Source organism: Methyloceanibacter sp., from assembly GCF_050726195.1.
GTDB lineage: Bacteria > Pseudomonadota > Alphaproteobacteria > Rhizobiales > Methyloligellaceae > Methyloceanibacter.
The window spans coordinates 57,632-72,430 of sequence record NZ_JBOHJC010000009.1; the positions used below are offsets into that span (position 1 = coordinate 57,632).

The 14,799-nt window shown below is 63.6% G+C and carries 18 protein-coding genes; 8 read left to right on the forward strand and 10 right to left on the reverse strand.

The annotated features are described in order from the left end of the window. Positions 1-7: 7 nt before the first annotated feature. The 3 genes from ACRECX_RS08090 to ACRECX_RS08100 all read right to left on the reverse strand — a co-directional run bounded on the left by ACRECX_RS08090 (position 8) and on the right by ACRECX_RS08100 (position 2,593). A complete protein-coding gene (locus tag ACRECX_RS08090; RefSeq protein WP_431558320.1) occupies positions 8-394 on the reverse strand; it encodes a type II toxin-antitoxin system death-on-curing family toxin in 387 nt (128 codons plus the stop codon). Further along, the gene (locus tag ACRECX_RS08095; protein ID WP_431558321.1) at positions 391-615 is read right to left on the reverse strand and encodes an AbrB/MazE/SpoVT family DNA-binding domain-containing protein; all 225 of its coding nucleotides are present in this window, start codon (positions 613-615) and stop codon (positions 391-393) included. The genes ACRECX_RS08090 and ACRECX_RS08095 overlap by 4 nt, the downstream gene beginning before the upstream one ends. A gap of 67 nt (positions 616-682) precedes the next feature. Continuing rightward, a complete protein-coding gene (locus ACRECX_RS08100; protein WP_431558322.1) occupies positions 683-2,593 on the reverse strand; it encodes a M3 family oligoendopeptidase in 1,911 nt (636 codons plus the stop codon). 268 nt (positions 2,594-2,861) lie between these two features. Here ACRECX_RS08100 and ACRECX_RS08105 point away from each other — a divergent pair, with 268 nt between their 5' ends. From ACRECX_RS08105 to ACRECX_RS08115, 3 genes are all read left to right on the forward strand, one after another. Further along, entirely contained in the window at positions 2,862-4,370 is a 1,509-nt protein-coding gene (locus tag ACRECX_RS08105; protein ID WP_431558323.1) for a sigma-54-dependent transcriptional regulator, read from the forward strand. Between the two features lie 148 nt (positions 4,371-4,518). Beyond that, positions 4,519-6,300 (forward strand): L,D-transpeptidase family protein, encoded by a 1,782-nt coding sequence (locus ACRECX_RS08110; protein WP_431558324.1) that lies wholly within the window; start codon positions 4,519-4,521, stop codon positions 6,298-6,300. Positions 6,301-6,520: 220 nt separating this feature from the next. Then, positions 6,521-7,750: a DUF882 domain-containing protein gene (locus tag ACRECX_RS08115; protein ID WP_431558325.1), complete on the forward strand. Its 1,230-nt coding sequence runs from the start codon at positions 6,521-6,523 to the stop codon at positions 7,748-7,750. Positions 7,751-7,769: 19 nt separating this feature from the next. Here the strand turns inward: ACRECX_RS08115 and ACRECX_RS08120 are convergent, their stop codons facing one another. The 4 genes from ACRECX_RS08120 to ACRECX_RS08135 form a co-directional block, all read right to left on the reverse strand. After that, positions 7,770-8,240, reverse strand: coding sequence for an MgtC/SapB family protein (locus ACRECX_RS08120; RefSeq protein WP_431558326.1), 471 nt, complete (start codon positions 8,238-8,240; stop codon positions 7,770-7,772). A gap of 3 nt (positions 8,241-8,243) precedes the next feature. After that, positions 8,244-8,501: a DUF2312 domain-containing protein gene (locus tag ACRECX_RS08125; protein WP_431558327.1), complete on the reverse strand. Its 258-nt coding sequence runs from the start codon at positions 8,499-8,501 to the stop codon at positions 8,244-8,246. Between the two features lie 182 nt (positions 8,502-8,683). Then, positions 8,684-8,938, reverse strand: coding sequence for a DUF1244 domain-containing protein (locus tag ACRECX_RS08130; RefSeq protein WP_431558328.1), 255 nt, complete (start codon positions 8,936-8,938; stop codon positions 8,684-8,686). Further along, complete coding sequence (locus ACRECX_RS08135) at positions 8,916-9,740, reverse strand: N-formylglutamate amidohydrolase (RefSeq protein ID WP_431558329.1); 825 nt, start codon at positions 9,738-9,740, stop codon at positions 8,916-8,918. The genes ACRECX_RS08130 and ACRECX_RS08135 overlap by 23 nt, the downstream gene beginning before the upstream one ends. Positions 9,741-9,988: 248 nt before the next feature. Between ACRECX_RS08135 and ACRECX_RS08140 the strand changes: the two genes are divergently transcribed. Then, complete coding sequence (locus tag ACRECX_RS08140; RefSeq protein ID WP_431558330.1) at positions 9,989-10,477, forward strand: DUF1036 domain-containing protein; 489 nt, start codon at positions 9,989-9,991, stop codon at positions 10,475-10,477. Next, complete coding sequence (pyk, locus tag ACRECX_RS08145) at positions 10,474-11,904, forward strand: pyruvate kinase (protein WP_431558331.1); 1,431 nt, start codon at positions 10,474-10,476, stop codon at positions 11,902-11,904. The genes ACRECX_RS08140 and pyk overlap by 4 nt, the downstream gene beginning before the upstream one ends. Before the next feature lie 9 nt (positions 11,905-11,913). On the opposite strand, the gene ACRECX_RS08150 is transcribed toward pyk, so the two are convergent. The 3 genes from ACRECX_RS08150 to ACRECX_RS08160 all read right to left on the reverse strand — a co-directional run bounded on the left by ACRECX_RS08150 (position 11,914) and on the right by ACRECX_RS08160 (position 13,387). Next, entirely contained in the window at positions 11,914-12,735 is an 822-nt protein-coding gene (locus ACRECX_RS08150; RefSeq protein ID WP_431558332.1) for a tetratricopeptide repeat protein, read from the reverse strand. Between the two features lie 80 nt (positions 12,736-12,815). Continuing rightward, positions 12,816-12,941 (reverse strand): type B 50S ribosomal protein L36, encoded by a 126-nt coding sequence (ykgO, locus tag ACRECX_RS08155; protein WP_431558333.1) that lies wholly within the window; start codon positions 12,939-12,941, stop codon positions 12,816-12,818. A 185-nt stretch (positions 12,942-13,126) separates the two neighbouring features. Beyond that, complete coding sequence (locus ACRECX_RS08160) at positions 13,127-13,387, reverse strand: hypothetical protein (protein WP_431558334.1); 261 nt, start codon at positions 13,385-13,387, stop codon at positions 13,127-13,129. A gap of 176 nt (positions 13,388-13,563) precedes the next feature. Here ACRECX_RS08160 and ACRECX_RS08165 point away from each other — a divergent pair, with 176 nt between their 5' ends. Genes ACRECX_RS08165 through ACRECX_RS08175 form a run of 3 tightly spaced genes read left to right on the forward strand, consistent with a single transcriptional unit; the run spans position 13,564 to position 14,781 of the window. Beyond that, positions 13,564-14,004 carry an ArsR/SmtB family transcription factor gene (locus ACRECX_RS08165; protein WP_431558335.1) on the forward strand — a complete coding sequence of 147 codons (441 nt, stop codon included), beginning with the start codon at positions 13,564-13,566 and terminating at the stop codon, positions 14,002-14,004. Continuing rightward, complete coding sequence (locus tag ACRECX_RS08170) at positions 13,893-14,339, forward strand: SRPBCC family protein (protein ID WP_431558336.1); 447 nt, start codon at positions 13,893-13,895, stop codon at positions 14,337-14,339. The genes ACRECX_RS08165 and ACRECX_RS08170 overlap by 112 nt, the downstream gene beginning before the upstream one ends. A gap of 16 nt (positions 14,340-14,355) precedes the next feature. Then, positions 14,356-14,781, forward strand: coding sequence for a VOC family protein (locus ACRECX_RS08175; protein WP_431558337.1), 426 nt, complete (start codon positions 14,356-14,358; stop codon positions 14,779-14,781). Positions 14,782-14,799 lie beyond the last annotated feature (18 nt).

Below are 14,799 nucleotides of genomic sequence, written 5' to 3' on the forward strand. Positions count from 1 at the left end.
AGTCCCCTCAAGGCTCCGGCCAGTTGTCGCGAATCCAGCGCGCCAAATTTTTCTCGCTCACCTCACCCGCCGCAACGGCAAGAATGATCGCTGTGGATTGCGCCTGGTCTGGCCGAAAATTTACTCCGTTCTTGCGTAGGAATGCGACCATGCTGATGAAGGCGATACGCTTGTTCCCGTCCACAAAGGCGTGGTTCTTGGCGAGCCCAAACGCATAGGCCGCGGCGAGCTCGGGCAAGCCGAGGCTTTCATAGTGCCACTTGTTGACGGGCCGCTCCAAAGCCGATCGCAGTGCCCCTTCGTCCCGCAATCTCGGGGCACCGCCGTAGCGGCGCAACTGGAGGCTATGGGCGGCGACGGCCTGATCGTACGCGAACCAAATGGGCTCCGTCACTTCGCGAGCGCAGAGAGCGTGTCGCGATACTCGTCAATGATCTCGTCGACGATCTCCAACGTCTTCTCGAAATCTGGATCGTAGGGAAGCGCCTGAAAGCCGCCGCCGGGTAGCTCGGTAATGTGCAGCGCTTGTCCGCGCTTGAGTCCAAGCCGCTGCATCAGCTCGCGCGGCAGGATAAACCCTTCGGAATTGCCGATTTTCTTGATCTCGATCTTCATGGCGCGCCTCCGTTATACGAAGTGTATAACACAAGTTTTACAAACCGTACAACAGCCCGGCGGCCACCTAGGCCCTCGTCTTCTCCGCGTCCATCACCTCAAGCTCGTCGATCAGGCCTTCGATCACCTTGAGGCCCATCGACCAGAAATTCGGGTCCGACGCATCGAGGCCGAAGGGCGCGAGCAGCTCCTTGTGGTGTTTGGTGCCGCCCGCCGCGAGCATATCGAGGTAACGCTCGGCAAAGCCCTTATCGGCCTTCTCGTAGACGGCATAGAGCGAGTTCACCAGGCAGTCGCCGAAGGCATAGGCGTAGACATAGAACGGCGCATGAATGAAGTGCGGGATGTAGCACCAGAACACTTCGTAGCCCGACTTCAGCTCGATTGCCGGGCCCAGGCTCTCGCGCTGCACCTCGAGCCAGATCTCGCCGAGCCTCTCCGAGGTCAGCTCGCCCTCGCGCCGCTCCACATGCACCTTGCGCTCGAAACTGTAGAACGCGATCTGTCGCACCACCGTGTTGAGCATATCCTCGACCTTGGCGGCAAGCAGGGCCTTGCGCTCGCGCTTGGTCGGCGCCTGATCGAGCAGTCTGCGGAAGGTCAGCATCTCGCCGAACACGCTCGCCGTCTCGGCGAGCGTCAGCGGCGTCGGCGCCATCAATGGGCCTTGCACGTTGGCGAGCACCTGATGCACGCCGTGGCCTAGCTCATGCGCCAAGGTCATCACGTCGCGCGGCTTGCCCTGATAGTTGAGCAGAATATAGGGATGCGCGCTTGGCACCGTCGGATGCGAGAAGGCGCCTTGGCTCTTCCCCTCCCTCACCGGCGCGTCGATCCAGCGCTCCGCGAAGAAACGCCCGGCGATATCGGCCATGCGCGGCGAGAAATCGCCATAGGCCGTGAGCACGGTCTTCCGCGCGTCGTCCCAGCCGATCACCTGCTTCGGCTCCTCGGGGAGCGGCGCGTTGCGGTCCCAATACATGAGCTTCTTCTTGCCGAGCCATTTCGCCTTCATGGCGTAGTAGCGGTGCGACAGGCGCGGATAAGCGTCGCGCACGGCAGCTACCAGCGCGTCCACCACCTCCTTTTCGACACGGTTGGAGAGATGGCGCGAGTCGGCGACATCGGCGAAGCCGCGCCAGCGGTCGGAGATCTCCTTGTCCTTGGCAAGCGTGTTGGTGATGAGGGTGAACAGCCGGACGTTGTCCTTGAACACCTTCCCCAAGGCTTCGGCGGCGTCCTTTCGCTTCGTCTCGTCGGGATCGAGCAGCAGGTTCAAGGTCGGCTCAAGGCTGAGCTTCTCGCCGTCAACCTTGAAGCGGAGCGACGTCATGGTCTCGTTGAACAGGCGGTCCCAGGCGCCGCGCGCGGTCACCGCCTTCTCGTGGAATAGCTGCTCGAGCTTGTCCTCGAGCTGGTAAGGCTTCTCCTTCCGCAGGTCCTCCAGCCAAGGGCGATAATGGCCCAGCTCGGAGCTCGACATCGCCTTCTCCAGGGCGTCGTCGTCGAGCCTGTTGAGCTCCAGCGGAAAGAACAGGAGCTTGGACGAGATGGCGGTGATCTTCTCCTGGATGTCGCCGAAGAACTTCTGGCGCTTGGGGTCGGCCGTGTCGGCCGCATAGAGCAGGCTCGCATAGGAGACGATACGCCCCATCACGTCGTTCAGCGCCTCGAACTCGCGCACGGCCTGGGCGAGCGCCCCGCCCCCCTTCCCATCGTCGAGGAGTCCGGCGAGCTTGCCGGCGTAGCGCTCGTTCATCGCCTCGGCCGCGCGCTCGGCCGTCACGAGATCGGCCTTCAATTCCGGTGATTCGGGCCCGCTATAGAGGTCGGCGAGGTTCCATTCCGGCAGGCCGCCAAGCTTAGCCTTGCCGGCCACCTTGCCGATATCGGCGCGCTTCGCCTTGGCTTTGGCCGCCGCGGTAGCGGCGTAGACGGGTTGCGTGAGCCAATAGATCAGGGAGGGCAGTTGGGACACGTGAACTCCTCGCTAGCTTCGAAAACTGGTGACCTTGCGCCTAGTTTGGGAAGGCGCGCCTGCGCCCGCAAGGCCCAAACTTGAGGCTCTATAGGTCAATTGGGATGGCGGTGGGGCAACAGTTCACCAAAATCGAACCGCCATAAAGAGGATATTTACCCTTCCACTGCACAGTTTTGGCACAGCGGGGGCCCGCCGGGGTCGGTGTATTCGCCTTGGGGCACCCCTGTCTCGTTAGTTTTTGCGTAACCCTTGTGAGTTCTGCGTCATGCCCAAGCGCGTCCTGGTCGTCGACGACGACCCAGCTCAACGTCGTATCCTCGAAGAGACCATCAAGCGGTTCGGCTACCACGTCGAGACCGCCGACAGCGGCGATCACGCCCTTGCCGCGCTGAAGGCCGATGCCCAAGGCGATATCTGCCTCGTGCTGCTCGACCTCGTCATGCCCGGCACCGACGGCATGGCGGTCCTGTCCGCCATGCGCTCCTTGCCGAAGAAGCCGCCCGCCATCGTCCAGACCGCCCATGGTTCGATCGACGCGGCCATTTCCGCTATGCGGGCCGGCGCCGTCGACTTCGTGGTGAAGCCCGTGAGCCCCGAGCGACTCGAAGTCTCCATCAAGAACGCGCTGAAGATCGAGGCGCTGGCCGGTGAGATCACCCGCATGAAGGCGACCGCCTCTGGCGAGCTCGGCTTTGCCGATCTTATTGCCGGCAGCGAGGTCATGGCGCGGGTCATCGAGCTTGGCAAGCGCGCCGCCAATTCGTCCATCCCGGTCCTCATCGAGGGCGAATCGGGCGTCGGCAAGGAGCTGGTCGCGCGCGCCATCCAAGGGGAAAGCGCCCGGAAATCGAAGCCCTTCGTCGTCGTCAATTGTGGCGCGATCCCGGAGAACCTGGTCGAAAGCATCCTGTTCGGCCACGAGAAGGGCTCGTTCACCGGCGCCTCCGAGAAGCGCACCGGAAAGTTCGTGGAGGCGGACGGCGGCACCCTGTTCCTCGACGAGATCGGGGAGTTGCCCCTCGATGCCCAGGTCAAGCTGCTCCGCGCCCTGCAAGACGGCGAGATCGATCCCGTCGGCGGCAAGCAGTCGATCAAGATCGACTTCCGCCTGATCTCGGCCACCAACCAGAATCTCATCAACCTCGTGAACGACGGCCGCTTCCGCGAAGACCTCTATTACCGCCTCAACGTGTTCCCGATCTGGGTGCCGCCCTTGCGCGACCGGCTTGGCGACGTGCCCGAGCTCGTCCGCCACTTCACCGCGAGGTTCGCCGCCGAGGAAGGCAAGCGCATCGACGGCATCGACGCCGACGCTTCGGCCATGCTCCAGCGCTATTCGTGGCCGGGCAATATCCGCCAGCTCGAGAACGCAGTGTTCCGCGCCGTCGTACTCGCCGATGCGCCCATGCTCACGGTGAACGAGTTCCCGCAGATCGCCGCCCATGTGGAGGGCTATTCCGTAACCGTGCCGCCGGCGCCGGCGCCGAAGGATCTCACGCCGCGCATCGAAGGGCCGGTCATGCTCGGCCAGTCCGCAGGCACGCCCGCCACGATCCACGTGCCCTCCGGAAACGGCAAGGATTCGGTGGGCATCCCTGCCTTGAGCGACACCGGTGACATTCGCTCGCTGGAGGCCGTGGAAGCCGACATGATCAGGCTCGCCTTCGGCCGCTATCGCGGACGGATGACGGAGATCGCCAAAAGGCTCGGCATTGGCCGCTCGACCCTTTATCGGAAAATGCGGGAAATCGGCCTGGAGGCCCGGCCGAACTAGGCCGGAGATTGGCACGAAAGCCACACTGAGGGGAAAAAGCGGGTTGGGAAACCTTTAAGTCCCGCCGTAGTATGGCCAAATCACGGGGTGCCGGGCTACGGTCCGGGCGCTTGCTGAATCGTGCGATTCGGCCAGAGGGAGCACATCCATGAGGCCCATCTATAGTCTTGCGTTGACCTTGTTGTTGGCCGCGCCCTTGAGCCTGCCGGCCTCCGCTGCGGAGCCTGATGCGCCCGGAGCCCTGATCACCCGGGCCGAGGCGATCCGCATGGCGGTGCAGAATCGCCTGGCCGGGAAATTCACCGTCACCACCGAGCACAATAAGGACGAAAAGGGCGCCCTGGTGGAGTACTACTCCGTCCCGGATCAAAAGCTGCTCTGGGTCGATCAGAACGGCTTGACCGACCGCGGCAAGGCGGTGATCGCCGAAATCAAGGAGGCCGACGACTACGGGCTCCGTGCCGCCGACTACGAAATGCCGGATATGGCCGGCTTCAGCCTGGACGCGGCCAATGCCACCGAGCAACTCGCTGACGCCGAGATCAAGATCAGCTACGCGGTGCTGGATTATACGTACGACGCCCGCGGCGGCCGCATCGAGCCGCAACGCATTTCGAAGAATCTCGATCCGACCCTTGCGCTACCCGATCCCTTGCAGGTGATCGAGTCGATCGCCTTTCGCTCTGACCCGGCGGCGTATCTGCGCAGCTTCCAACCTCAACAGCCGCAGTTCGATCTCTTGCGCAAGAAACTGATCGCGCTCCGCGGCGGTGGGGATAGCGCGGAGGCCGAAAAGCCAGAGGTCAAGATCCCTGACGGTCCGCTGCTCAAGCTCGGCATCGTCGATCCACAGGTCGCCCTATTGAGGACGCGCCTCGACGTGCCCGAAGGGCAGAATCCGCACCTCTACGACGAGGCGGTTCTCGAGGCGGTCCGGCAGTTCCAGGTCGACCACAACACCGCTCCCGACGGCGTCGTCGGATCCGGCACGCGTCGGCTCCTCAATCAGCCGCATCTGCGGAACATGGGCAGCCCGGCGCAGATCAACGCCATCCTCATCAACATGGAGCGCTGGCGCTGGCTGCCGCACGACCTCGGCGCGTTCTATGTGAACGTCAACATCCCCGAGTTTACGCTGCGCGTCGTCAAAGAAGACGAGACCATCCACACAGCACGCGTCGTCGTCGGCAAGACGGATACGCAGACGCCGATCTTCTCCAACGAAATGAAGACCGTCGTGTTCGGCCCCTATTGGAACGTGCCCACGTCCATCAAAGTCGAGGAGATCAGGCCCTACGTGCGCCAGAACGGCGGCTTCTTCTTCGGCGGCGGCTGGAACACGTCGGTGTTCCAGAGGCATAACCTGCGCATCAAGTACGGCGGACGCGAAGTCGACCCCGCATCCCTCGATTGGAACCGGGTTGATATCCGCAATCTCCACCTCTACCAGCCGCCGGGACCGGGCAACGTGCTTGGCCAGGTCAAGTTCATGTTCCCGAACAAGCATGACGTCTATATGCACGACACGCCGCAGAAGCACCTGTTCGCCAAGCAAGTCCGAGCCGAGAGCCACGGCTGCATGCGCGTGCAGAACCCGGATCAGCTGGCCACGGTCATCATGAGTCATGACAAGGGCTGGAGCCAGGCGCGCACCCTGTCGGCCTTCGAGAATAGCTACGATCAGCATGTTGCGCTGAACGGCAACATCCCCGTCCACATTACCTACTTCACCTTGCGGGTGAACGAGGATGGCTCGATCACGACCTTCAACGACCTCTACGGCCACGATGGCCGCATGTCCGCGGCGCTGTTCGGCGGCAGGAACCGCTTCACGGAGCCTTCCGAGGACGAGTTCCTGACCCAGTCGATCTCGCAGCGCCCGCCTCGCCGAGGGGGCAATCCCATCGCTGACATGATCTCGGGCTTCTAAGCACCCCAAAGGCCGCTGGCTTAAGCAGCCTACGACCCATTAACCATGCCCGGAACTGCCGGGTGTGGATTAATGGGTTTGCCTTGTTTTTCACCCAATTTAGCGATTAGTCTTGCTTAACGGCCGGCATGGGTAGGGAGCTGGCCGTTGGCGCCTGGCCTAAGGGCTTGGAGTCACGGGGAAAGGCCGGACTGGGAAGGTCCGGTGAGGGAAATCGGGGATGCGCATCCGGGGGAGCAGTGCACGTTGCGCCATGCTTGGCGCAGGCCTCGTCTTTCTGGCCGCCGGCATTGCCGTTGCCCACAAAGCTAGCGCCTCCGGCGAGATCCGCACCCTTTCCCTCTACGAAATCCACACAAAAGAGAGCCTGACCGTCACCTATAAGCGCGACGGCAAGTACGACGAGGAGGCTCTCAAGAAGCTCAACCACTTCATGCGGGACTGGCGTGCTGACGAATCCACCCAAATGGACCGCGAGCTCGTCGATCTCATCTGGACCCTGCACAGGTCCCTCGGCTCGCAAAAGCCGATCCACCTCATTTCCGGCTATCGCAGCCCCGCCACCAACGCCAAGCTGAGGCGCTCTGGCGGCGGCCAGGCCAAAAAGAGCCAGCACATGGAAGGCAAGGCCGCCGACATCCACTTCCCCGACATCCCGGCGAAGACGCTTCGAAACTCCGCCCTCGTCCAGGAAGTGGGCGGCGTCGGCTACTACCCGACATCGGGCATTCCCTTCGTCCACGTCGACACCGGCAATGTGCGCATGTGGCCGCGCATTCCGCGCCTCGAGCTCGCCGCGCTCTTCCCCGACGGACAGACCAAACATCTGCCCTCTGACGGCAGGCCCATCACCAAGTCCGACTACCAGCTCGCTATGGCCAAGGGTCTCGTCAACAAGACCATGGTCGCATCCGCCGTACCGGCCCCCACCCCGAAGCCCGGCCCCCGGCCCGCATCAGAAACCCCGCAGCCTCTGCTCGTGGCCTATGCGCCCGGACAGCCCGTCGACGATGCCAAGCCGGTCATCGAGCCGACGTCCAAGGCCTTCGTCTACGCCAGCGCCGGCGGCTTCATGTTCCCGAAGCCGCGCCTGCCCGAGACCGGCCCGGCCCCCGTCCCGTCCTATGAGAGCGCGCAAGTGGTCGGTGCACCCGAAGTCGACGACGACCATCCCGACGAGCTCAGCTACGTGCCCTTCGACACGGCAAACCTGATGATGGACACCTCGGTGGCCCGCAGCGAGACGATTGCTCCCCTTACCCATCCCGAGCAGGACAATATCGACTACCTGTTCGACGACATGGACAAGCCCACGGCGTTCCAGCTCCGGCGCGCCTCCGGTTATCGCGATCTCGCCAGCGCCCAGCAATTCTCCGGCGATGCCGTGAAGAGCCTCTATGCGGAAACCGAGCAGCCCGCTCCGACCCGCCTTGCCCAGAGCACCCGCTAGCCGATCCTGAACTTGTGCGTTATTTGCCTCTGGGCGCCTTGGCGTAGACCTCCTCGATCCAGGCCACGCCAACGAGCAGAAACACCGCCAAAGCCAACGACAGGCCGACGATCTCCCACGCCGCGAGCCCGCAGGCGATACCGAGCGCGGCCGTCACCCACACCGTTGCCGCCGTCGTCAGCCCTTTGACAGTCTGCGCCTTTTGATCGCGCAGGATTACGCCGGCACCGATGAAGCCGATACCTGCCATGATCCCTTGGATCACCCCCTGCACCACGCGGCTCAGCGCGTCGGGATGGTCGGCCAAGCCCCGGAAGTGGATCGTTGAAACGGATACGATCGCCGCGCCGAGGCACACGAGACCGAGTGTCCGCATGCCGATGGGCTTGTCGGCGATATCGCGGTTAAGGCCGATCAACATGCCGGCGACCACGGCCGCGCCGAGCCGCAACGCGATGTCGACAATGTCGATCCCTGACGTCGTGTCCAATCGCTACGCAGCCTCCGCCTCTGCCATGCCGAGCGCGTGGAGGTAGGTCGTAAGCACGGCCTCCTCCTCGCGCCGCTTGTTCTGGTCCTGCTTGCGCATGCGGATCACCGCGCGGAGCGCCTTGACGTCGAAGCCGTTGCCCTTGGCCTCGGCATAGACCTCGCGCAAATCCGTGGCGAGCGCCGCCTTCTCCTCCTCCAGCCGTTCAATGCGGGACACGAAGGCACGAAGCTGATCTTTGGCTGATGATTGGAGCTGCACGTCGGACCCCTTGGGCGTTTGTGATGATTCGATGAAACGCGAGCTTGGTCCGGTTGCGCGGACGCGGCAAGGCGGCAGCGGCGCTTATCCCGCTTATCCAAAGCCGGCACCCAACGCGCGCCGCGGTGCACGCCCTAAGCATATGATTCACATTACAAATTCTGAGCAATTGCCATGCGAGTTCAGGAGCGCTCGGTCTGGAACTTCGCTTTCCATGCCTCATACGGCATGCCGTACACGATCTCCCTCGCCTCGTCCTTGGAGAGAGAAATGCCGCGCTCGGCGGCCGCTTCGAGATACCAGGTGGAGAGGCAGTTGCGGCAGAAGCCGGCGAGTTCCATCAGGTCGATGTTCTGAACGTCGTTGCGCTCGCGCAAGTGCTCGGCCAGCCGGCGGAACGCCGCCGCCTCGAGCTCAGTCTTCGTCTTCGCATCCATCGCTAGATCCCTTCGCGGCGCATGGGCCAGTCATGGAGCCATAGTGCTCGATCGCGTGCAAGCGTGGCCCTGCGCGCAGCGCCTCGCGCACAACGCGCGCGAGTTGGGCGGCCCATTCCGCTTGCCCCTCCTCTGAGAGGATCAGATCCTGGCGCACTTCGATCAGGGCGTGGGCGAGGCCGCGCAGGGTCGCGTGCCGGTAAAGCGTATCGCCCTTGAGCTGACCCGAATAGGGCGCGTTGTCGCCCACCTCGACATTGGGGATGGTTCGCAGCGCCTCGAGCAGCGGCAGCGGGAAGCGCGGATCCTTGTCCCACAAGACGGCCGCCGCCCATGGCCGCGCCACGCCCTTCCACGCTTGGGTGAAGCTGTGCACCGAGAGGAGCACGGGCGGCTTGCCGGCGGCGATCCCGGCCGCCACCGCCCGGTCGATGGCGCGGTGGTAGGGCCGGTAGAAGCGTTCGACCCGGGCTTGGACCTCGGCCCCGTCAAGGCCGGCATTTCCGGGCACCAAGAGCCCGTCGGAGATCTGCATGATCAAGGTGGGGTCGTCGAGCCCGCGATTGGGGTCGATCAGGAGGCGCGAGAACCGGCTGATGACCGCCGGCGCGCCAAGCGCCTCGGCGAGCCTGATCGCCACCCCTTCCGCCCCGAGATCGTAGGCAATATGCCGGTGCAGGTCCTCCGGTCTCAGCCCGAGCCCATGGTAGCTGTCGGGAATCCGGTTTTCCGCGTGATCGCAGAGAACGAGGAGGCCAAGCCCAGTATCCCCCTCGATAGTCCGGTATGGCTTTTCGCCCAAGTCTTCTTGTACAAGTGTGTCCAGGCTCAACTCCACGCGATCCTCGCCCCCATGAACCTCCCCGCGCCTCGCCGCGGCAACAAAGAAGCGTCAAAAAGCCAAGGTTGCGACGCATTTACCCGCGATTTTGCGCAGTATTCCGTAACGCCCAACTGGCTTTATAATGACTTCGGCCGGTCAGAGAAATGCAACCAATTCGATGCTACCTTTCGGGATTCGTTAACCGCGCTTTCAGGCTCGAAACTACGATGCTCGCTTCCGACGCCAGTTGCCGTCCCGCCGGGCCGCTCGCCCCTACCCGGCCTTTCCGGCGGCTGCTCTATCCCCTGCTCGCTGTAAGCTTCGTCCTTCCATTCGGGGCAGCTCCGGCCCATGCCGACCTCAAGTTGTGCAACACCACCGCGAGCCGGGTCGGCGTCTCAATCGGTTACAAGGACACCGAGGGCTGGGCCACCGAGGGCTGGTGGAACATCGCGTCCCACACCTGCGAGACCCTGCTCAAGGGCGTGCTCATCGGCCGCTACTACTACATCCATGCCGTCGACTACGACCGTGGCGGCGAATGGGCCGGCGCACTTTATATGTGCACCGACGACAAGTCCTTCACCATCCGCGACACCAAGGAGTGCGTGAAGCGCGGCTACAAGCGCACGGGCTTCTTCGAAGTCGATACCGGCGAGGAACGGGACTGGACCGTCCGTCTCACCGATCCTGAAGGTGAAGCGAAGTCCCAATGAGGCGAAATCGCCGGGTCAAGATCGTCGCCACGCTCGGTCCTGCCTCCACCAACGAAGAGACGATGCGGCGCCTGTTCGAGGAGGGCGCCGACGTGTTTCGCGTGAATATGAGCCATGCGACCCATGAGGGCTTGGCCGAGATCCACGCCATGGTCCGCAAGCTCGAGAGCGAATTCTCCCGCCCCATCGGCATCCTCGTCGACTTGCAAGGTCCCAAGCTCCGCATCGGCCAGCTCGACTCGGGCGCGATCCGCCTTACCCAGGGCGACGTCCTGAGCTTCGTGCGGCGCGAGGCGATCGGCGGGTTGGGCCGCGTGCAATTGCCACATCCGGAGATCTTCGAGGCGGTGGAGCAGGGTCATACGCTCCTCCTCGACGACGGCAAGCTCAAGCTCCGCGTCGTCGAGGCGAGCGACGTCCGCATCGACGCCGAGGTGATGACAAGCGGCACGCTCGGCAGCCGTAAGGGCATCAGCCTCCCCGATACCGTGCTGCCCCTCGGCGCACTCACCGACAAAGATTGCGCCGATATCGAGTGCGCGCTGTCGCTCGGCGTTTCCTGGATTGCGCTCTCCTTCGTACAGCGCCCCGAGGATATCGCCGCGGCCCGCAAGTTCACCCGCGGCCGTTCCGCCATCATGGCCAAGATCGAGAAGCCTTCGGCAGTCAACCACCTCAAGGAGATCATCGACCTTGCCGACGGGATCATGGTCGCGCGCGGCGATCTCGGCGTGGAGATGCCGGTCGAGAAGGTTCCCGGGCTCCAAAAGCAGATCAGCCGCGCCGCCCGAAACGCAGGCAAACCGGTGGTCGTGGCGACCCAGATGCTCGAATCGATGATCTATGCCCCGGTGCCGACCAGGGCCGAGGTCTCCGACGTTGCTACCGCCGTGTTCGAAGGCGCCGATGCGGTGATGCTGTCGGCGGAATCGGCAGTCGGCAAGTACCCGGTGGAGGCCGTCGCCACCATGGACCGGGTCGCCGTCGAGGTCGAACGTGACCCGCTCTACGCCGCGATCATCCATGCCCAGCGCATCGATCCCCTGGCGACGGGCGCCGACGCGATCTCAGCCGCCGCCCGCACCGTTGCCGAGACGCTCAATCTCGCGGCCATTGTCTGCTACACCGCCTCCGGCGCCACGTCGCTGCGCGCCGCGCGCGAGCGGCCGCAACAACCGATCCTGGCGCTGACCCCTATTCCCGCCACGGGCCGCAAGCTCGCGATCGTGTGGGGACTGCACTGCGTCCTGACCGACGACCCGCGTGACCTCGATGATATGGTAGCCAAGGCCTGCCGCATCACCTATCAGGAGGGTTTCGCCCTACCCGGCCAGCAGGTCATAATCTCGGCGGGCGTGCCCCTAGGCACGCCTGGCGCCACCAACATGCTGCGGATCGCCTCCATCGACGTCGGCGCGGACGAATAGCGGCACGCGCTAGATATCCTGGCCCTCGACTTCGCGGGCGAGCGCCTCGACACCCTGGCGCGCATCCTCCATAAACGGATTGACGGCAAGCGCCCGACGATAGGCCTCGAGCGCCTCCTTCTTGGCGCCGAGTTGCTCGAGCACGATACCAAGGTCGCTGATCGCCCGATAGTGCTTGGGATCGAGGTTGAGCGCCCGCCGCAAATCGGCGAGCGCGCGTTCGGGCTTGCCGGCGAGCACATTCACCTTCGCCCGCAAGTACCAGGCTTCGGCCTCCTCGGGCGCGATATCCACCACGGCGTCGAGGACCGCGAGCGAAAGCTCGAGGTCCGCCTCGCTCGCGAACTGCGTCGCGCGGCTCATCAAAAGATCGACCGTGTCGCTGCCCGAGACCGTCCACAGCTCCTCGATGGCCTTCATGATCGGCTCGGCATCATAGATGTTGCGCGCTTTGCCGAGCTGCTCGTAAAGCTCGGCCAGCATCTTGGGACGGTCGAGCGGCGTGATGAGCGGCACATTGCCGAGCTCAAGGTCGAGCTTGTCCTGCTTGGTCTCCTCCGCCGATTGCGGCGGTGCAGCCTCCTCCCCGCTCCCCTTCGTATCGGGGCGCAGCAACGGCTCCGCTCCGGGGGTCTCCTCCTCGGCGCCGGGAGCATCCTCGGGCCCGTGCAGCGCCGGCTCGTCGCTCTCCTCCGGTTCGTCGTCACCCAGCGAGTCGAGATAGACTTGGGCGAGAGCAGGAGGCGCGGTCACGAGCCAAGGCAAGGCGAGAAAGCCCGCGATCGCGAGCGCTCCGAAGGTGAATAGAACGTTCGCCCGACATGTCGCCATCGTCATACTGGAAGAGTATTGGCCCCGTGCACCGCGCGTCAAAGCAATTCCGTGAACGCGACGGGGCATTGCCTCGAGGCCTAGCCCTGGCGGGCCTTGAAGCGCCGGTTCGTCTTGTTGATGACATAGAGCCGTCCGCGGCGGCGCACCACGCGGTTGTTGCGATGGCGATTGCGCAGGGCTCTAAGCGAATTCTTGATCTTCATGCAAGCCATCCGTCTCGGCTGAAAACAAGGCGGGGCGGCCCTTTGGCAAGGCCGCCCTCGAATTTGGCGGGACCATAAGAAGGGCGGCCGCCCCTGTCAACCAAAGGGATACCGAGGCAAAGAACGCCCCGGCGTATGCGATCTGCAGGCGTCGGGGCGCGAATTCTCGAAGACTTCTGCTCGAACTAGTCTTCCTTCACCTTCTTGGTAACCTTGAAGTCCTTGTCGAGATAGACGTCGTACCGGCCATCTTCACACACGACGTCGTCGGCCTCGTATCCACCGTTCTCCATCTCGATGTTGGTATCTTCGACTGTGCACCCGCCTGGCATTCCTTTGATTGCCTGCTGAACGCCCTCGACCTGCTCTTCGGTCAACGCCTCCATGGCATAGACCGAACCAGCAGTGACGAAGGTAAGTGCAAGAGCTGCCGCCAAAATTCTCATCTGTTTCCTCCAGATTGGTCGAAGCCTGCCCTCCGGTATCCCGGGGGGAAGCGGATAACCCGCTTCGGCCATTAAAATTGGAGGCGTTTAAGGAATTGTCATCCCGTATCGGTCCGGGAACATTTGGCAATGGTGCGCAATTGACAATGCGGGCTGGCGGCCTTACATTTAACCAGATGGTTAAGTATCAAGACACCACCCTCGATCGCACCTTTGCCGCGTTGGCCGACCCCACGCGGCGTGCGCTCCTGGCACAGCTCGAGGAGCGCAAGGCGCTTTCGGTCAGCGAGCTGGCCGAACCGTTTCCCATGTCGCTCCCGGCGATCATGAAGCATCTCAACGTGCTGTCCGACGCAGGGCTCATCATCCGGAGCAAGGCCGGCCGCACCGTCACGTGCCGGTTGACCGCCGAGCCCATGGAGCAGGCCATGGTTTGGCTCAATCACTATCAGCGTTTCTGGAGCGAGCGGCTCGACCGTCTCGCTGCCTTTGTGGAGGAGGATCAATGCCCGCCCAAGCCAAGCTCGCAACCAAGCCAAGCCTCACCCTCAAACGTCATTTCAATGCCACGCCGGAAGCGGTCTACGCCGCCTGGACCGACCCCGAAAAAATCGTGACGTGGTTCGGGCCCGACGCGGGACCGGTAACACAGGCCGAGGCGGACGTCCGCATCGGCGGGCACTATGCCGTCACGTTCTTCACCGAGGACGGCGAGGAGCACCACGTCAGCGGCGTCTATCGCGAGGTGGTGCCGAACCGGAAGCTCGCCTTCACCTGGGCGTGGCGCACCATGCCCGAACGGGAGTCGTTCGTGACCGTCCTGATTAGGCCCGACGGTGACGGCTCGCTGCTGACCCTGATTCACGAGCAGTTCTTCGACGAGCCCGCCCGTGACCGCCATCGCGTCGGCTGGACCGGCTGCCTTGACAAGCTCGACCGCTTGTTCGCGTAACCTGAAGGAGAGCGACATGGCACAAGCAGCAACGAAAGCCAAGGAAGAGGCTCAAGCCGGTCCACAATGGTCTCATGGCAATTTTTGCTGGAACGAGCTGATGACGCGCAACGTGGAGCAGGCCAAGGCGTTCTACCGAGACACGATCGGCTGGACCTACGAGCCTATGCCAATGGCCGACGATCGCACCTACACATGTGCCTTGCAGAACGGCAAGTTCGTTGCCGGCATCTTCCCGATCGACACGCCCGAATTCGACGGCGTGCCCGAGAGCTGGATGTCCTACCTCGCCGTCGATGACGTCGATGCCCGCGTCGAGAAGGCGCTCAAGGCCGGCGCCAAGCTGATGAAGCCGATCTTCGACATCCCGGGCGTCGGTCGCATTGCCATCCTGCGCGAGCCCGGCGGCGCCGGCATCGGCTGGATGACGCCGGCAACGTAGCGGACGTAGGACGAGCGA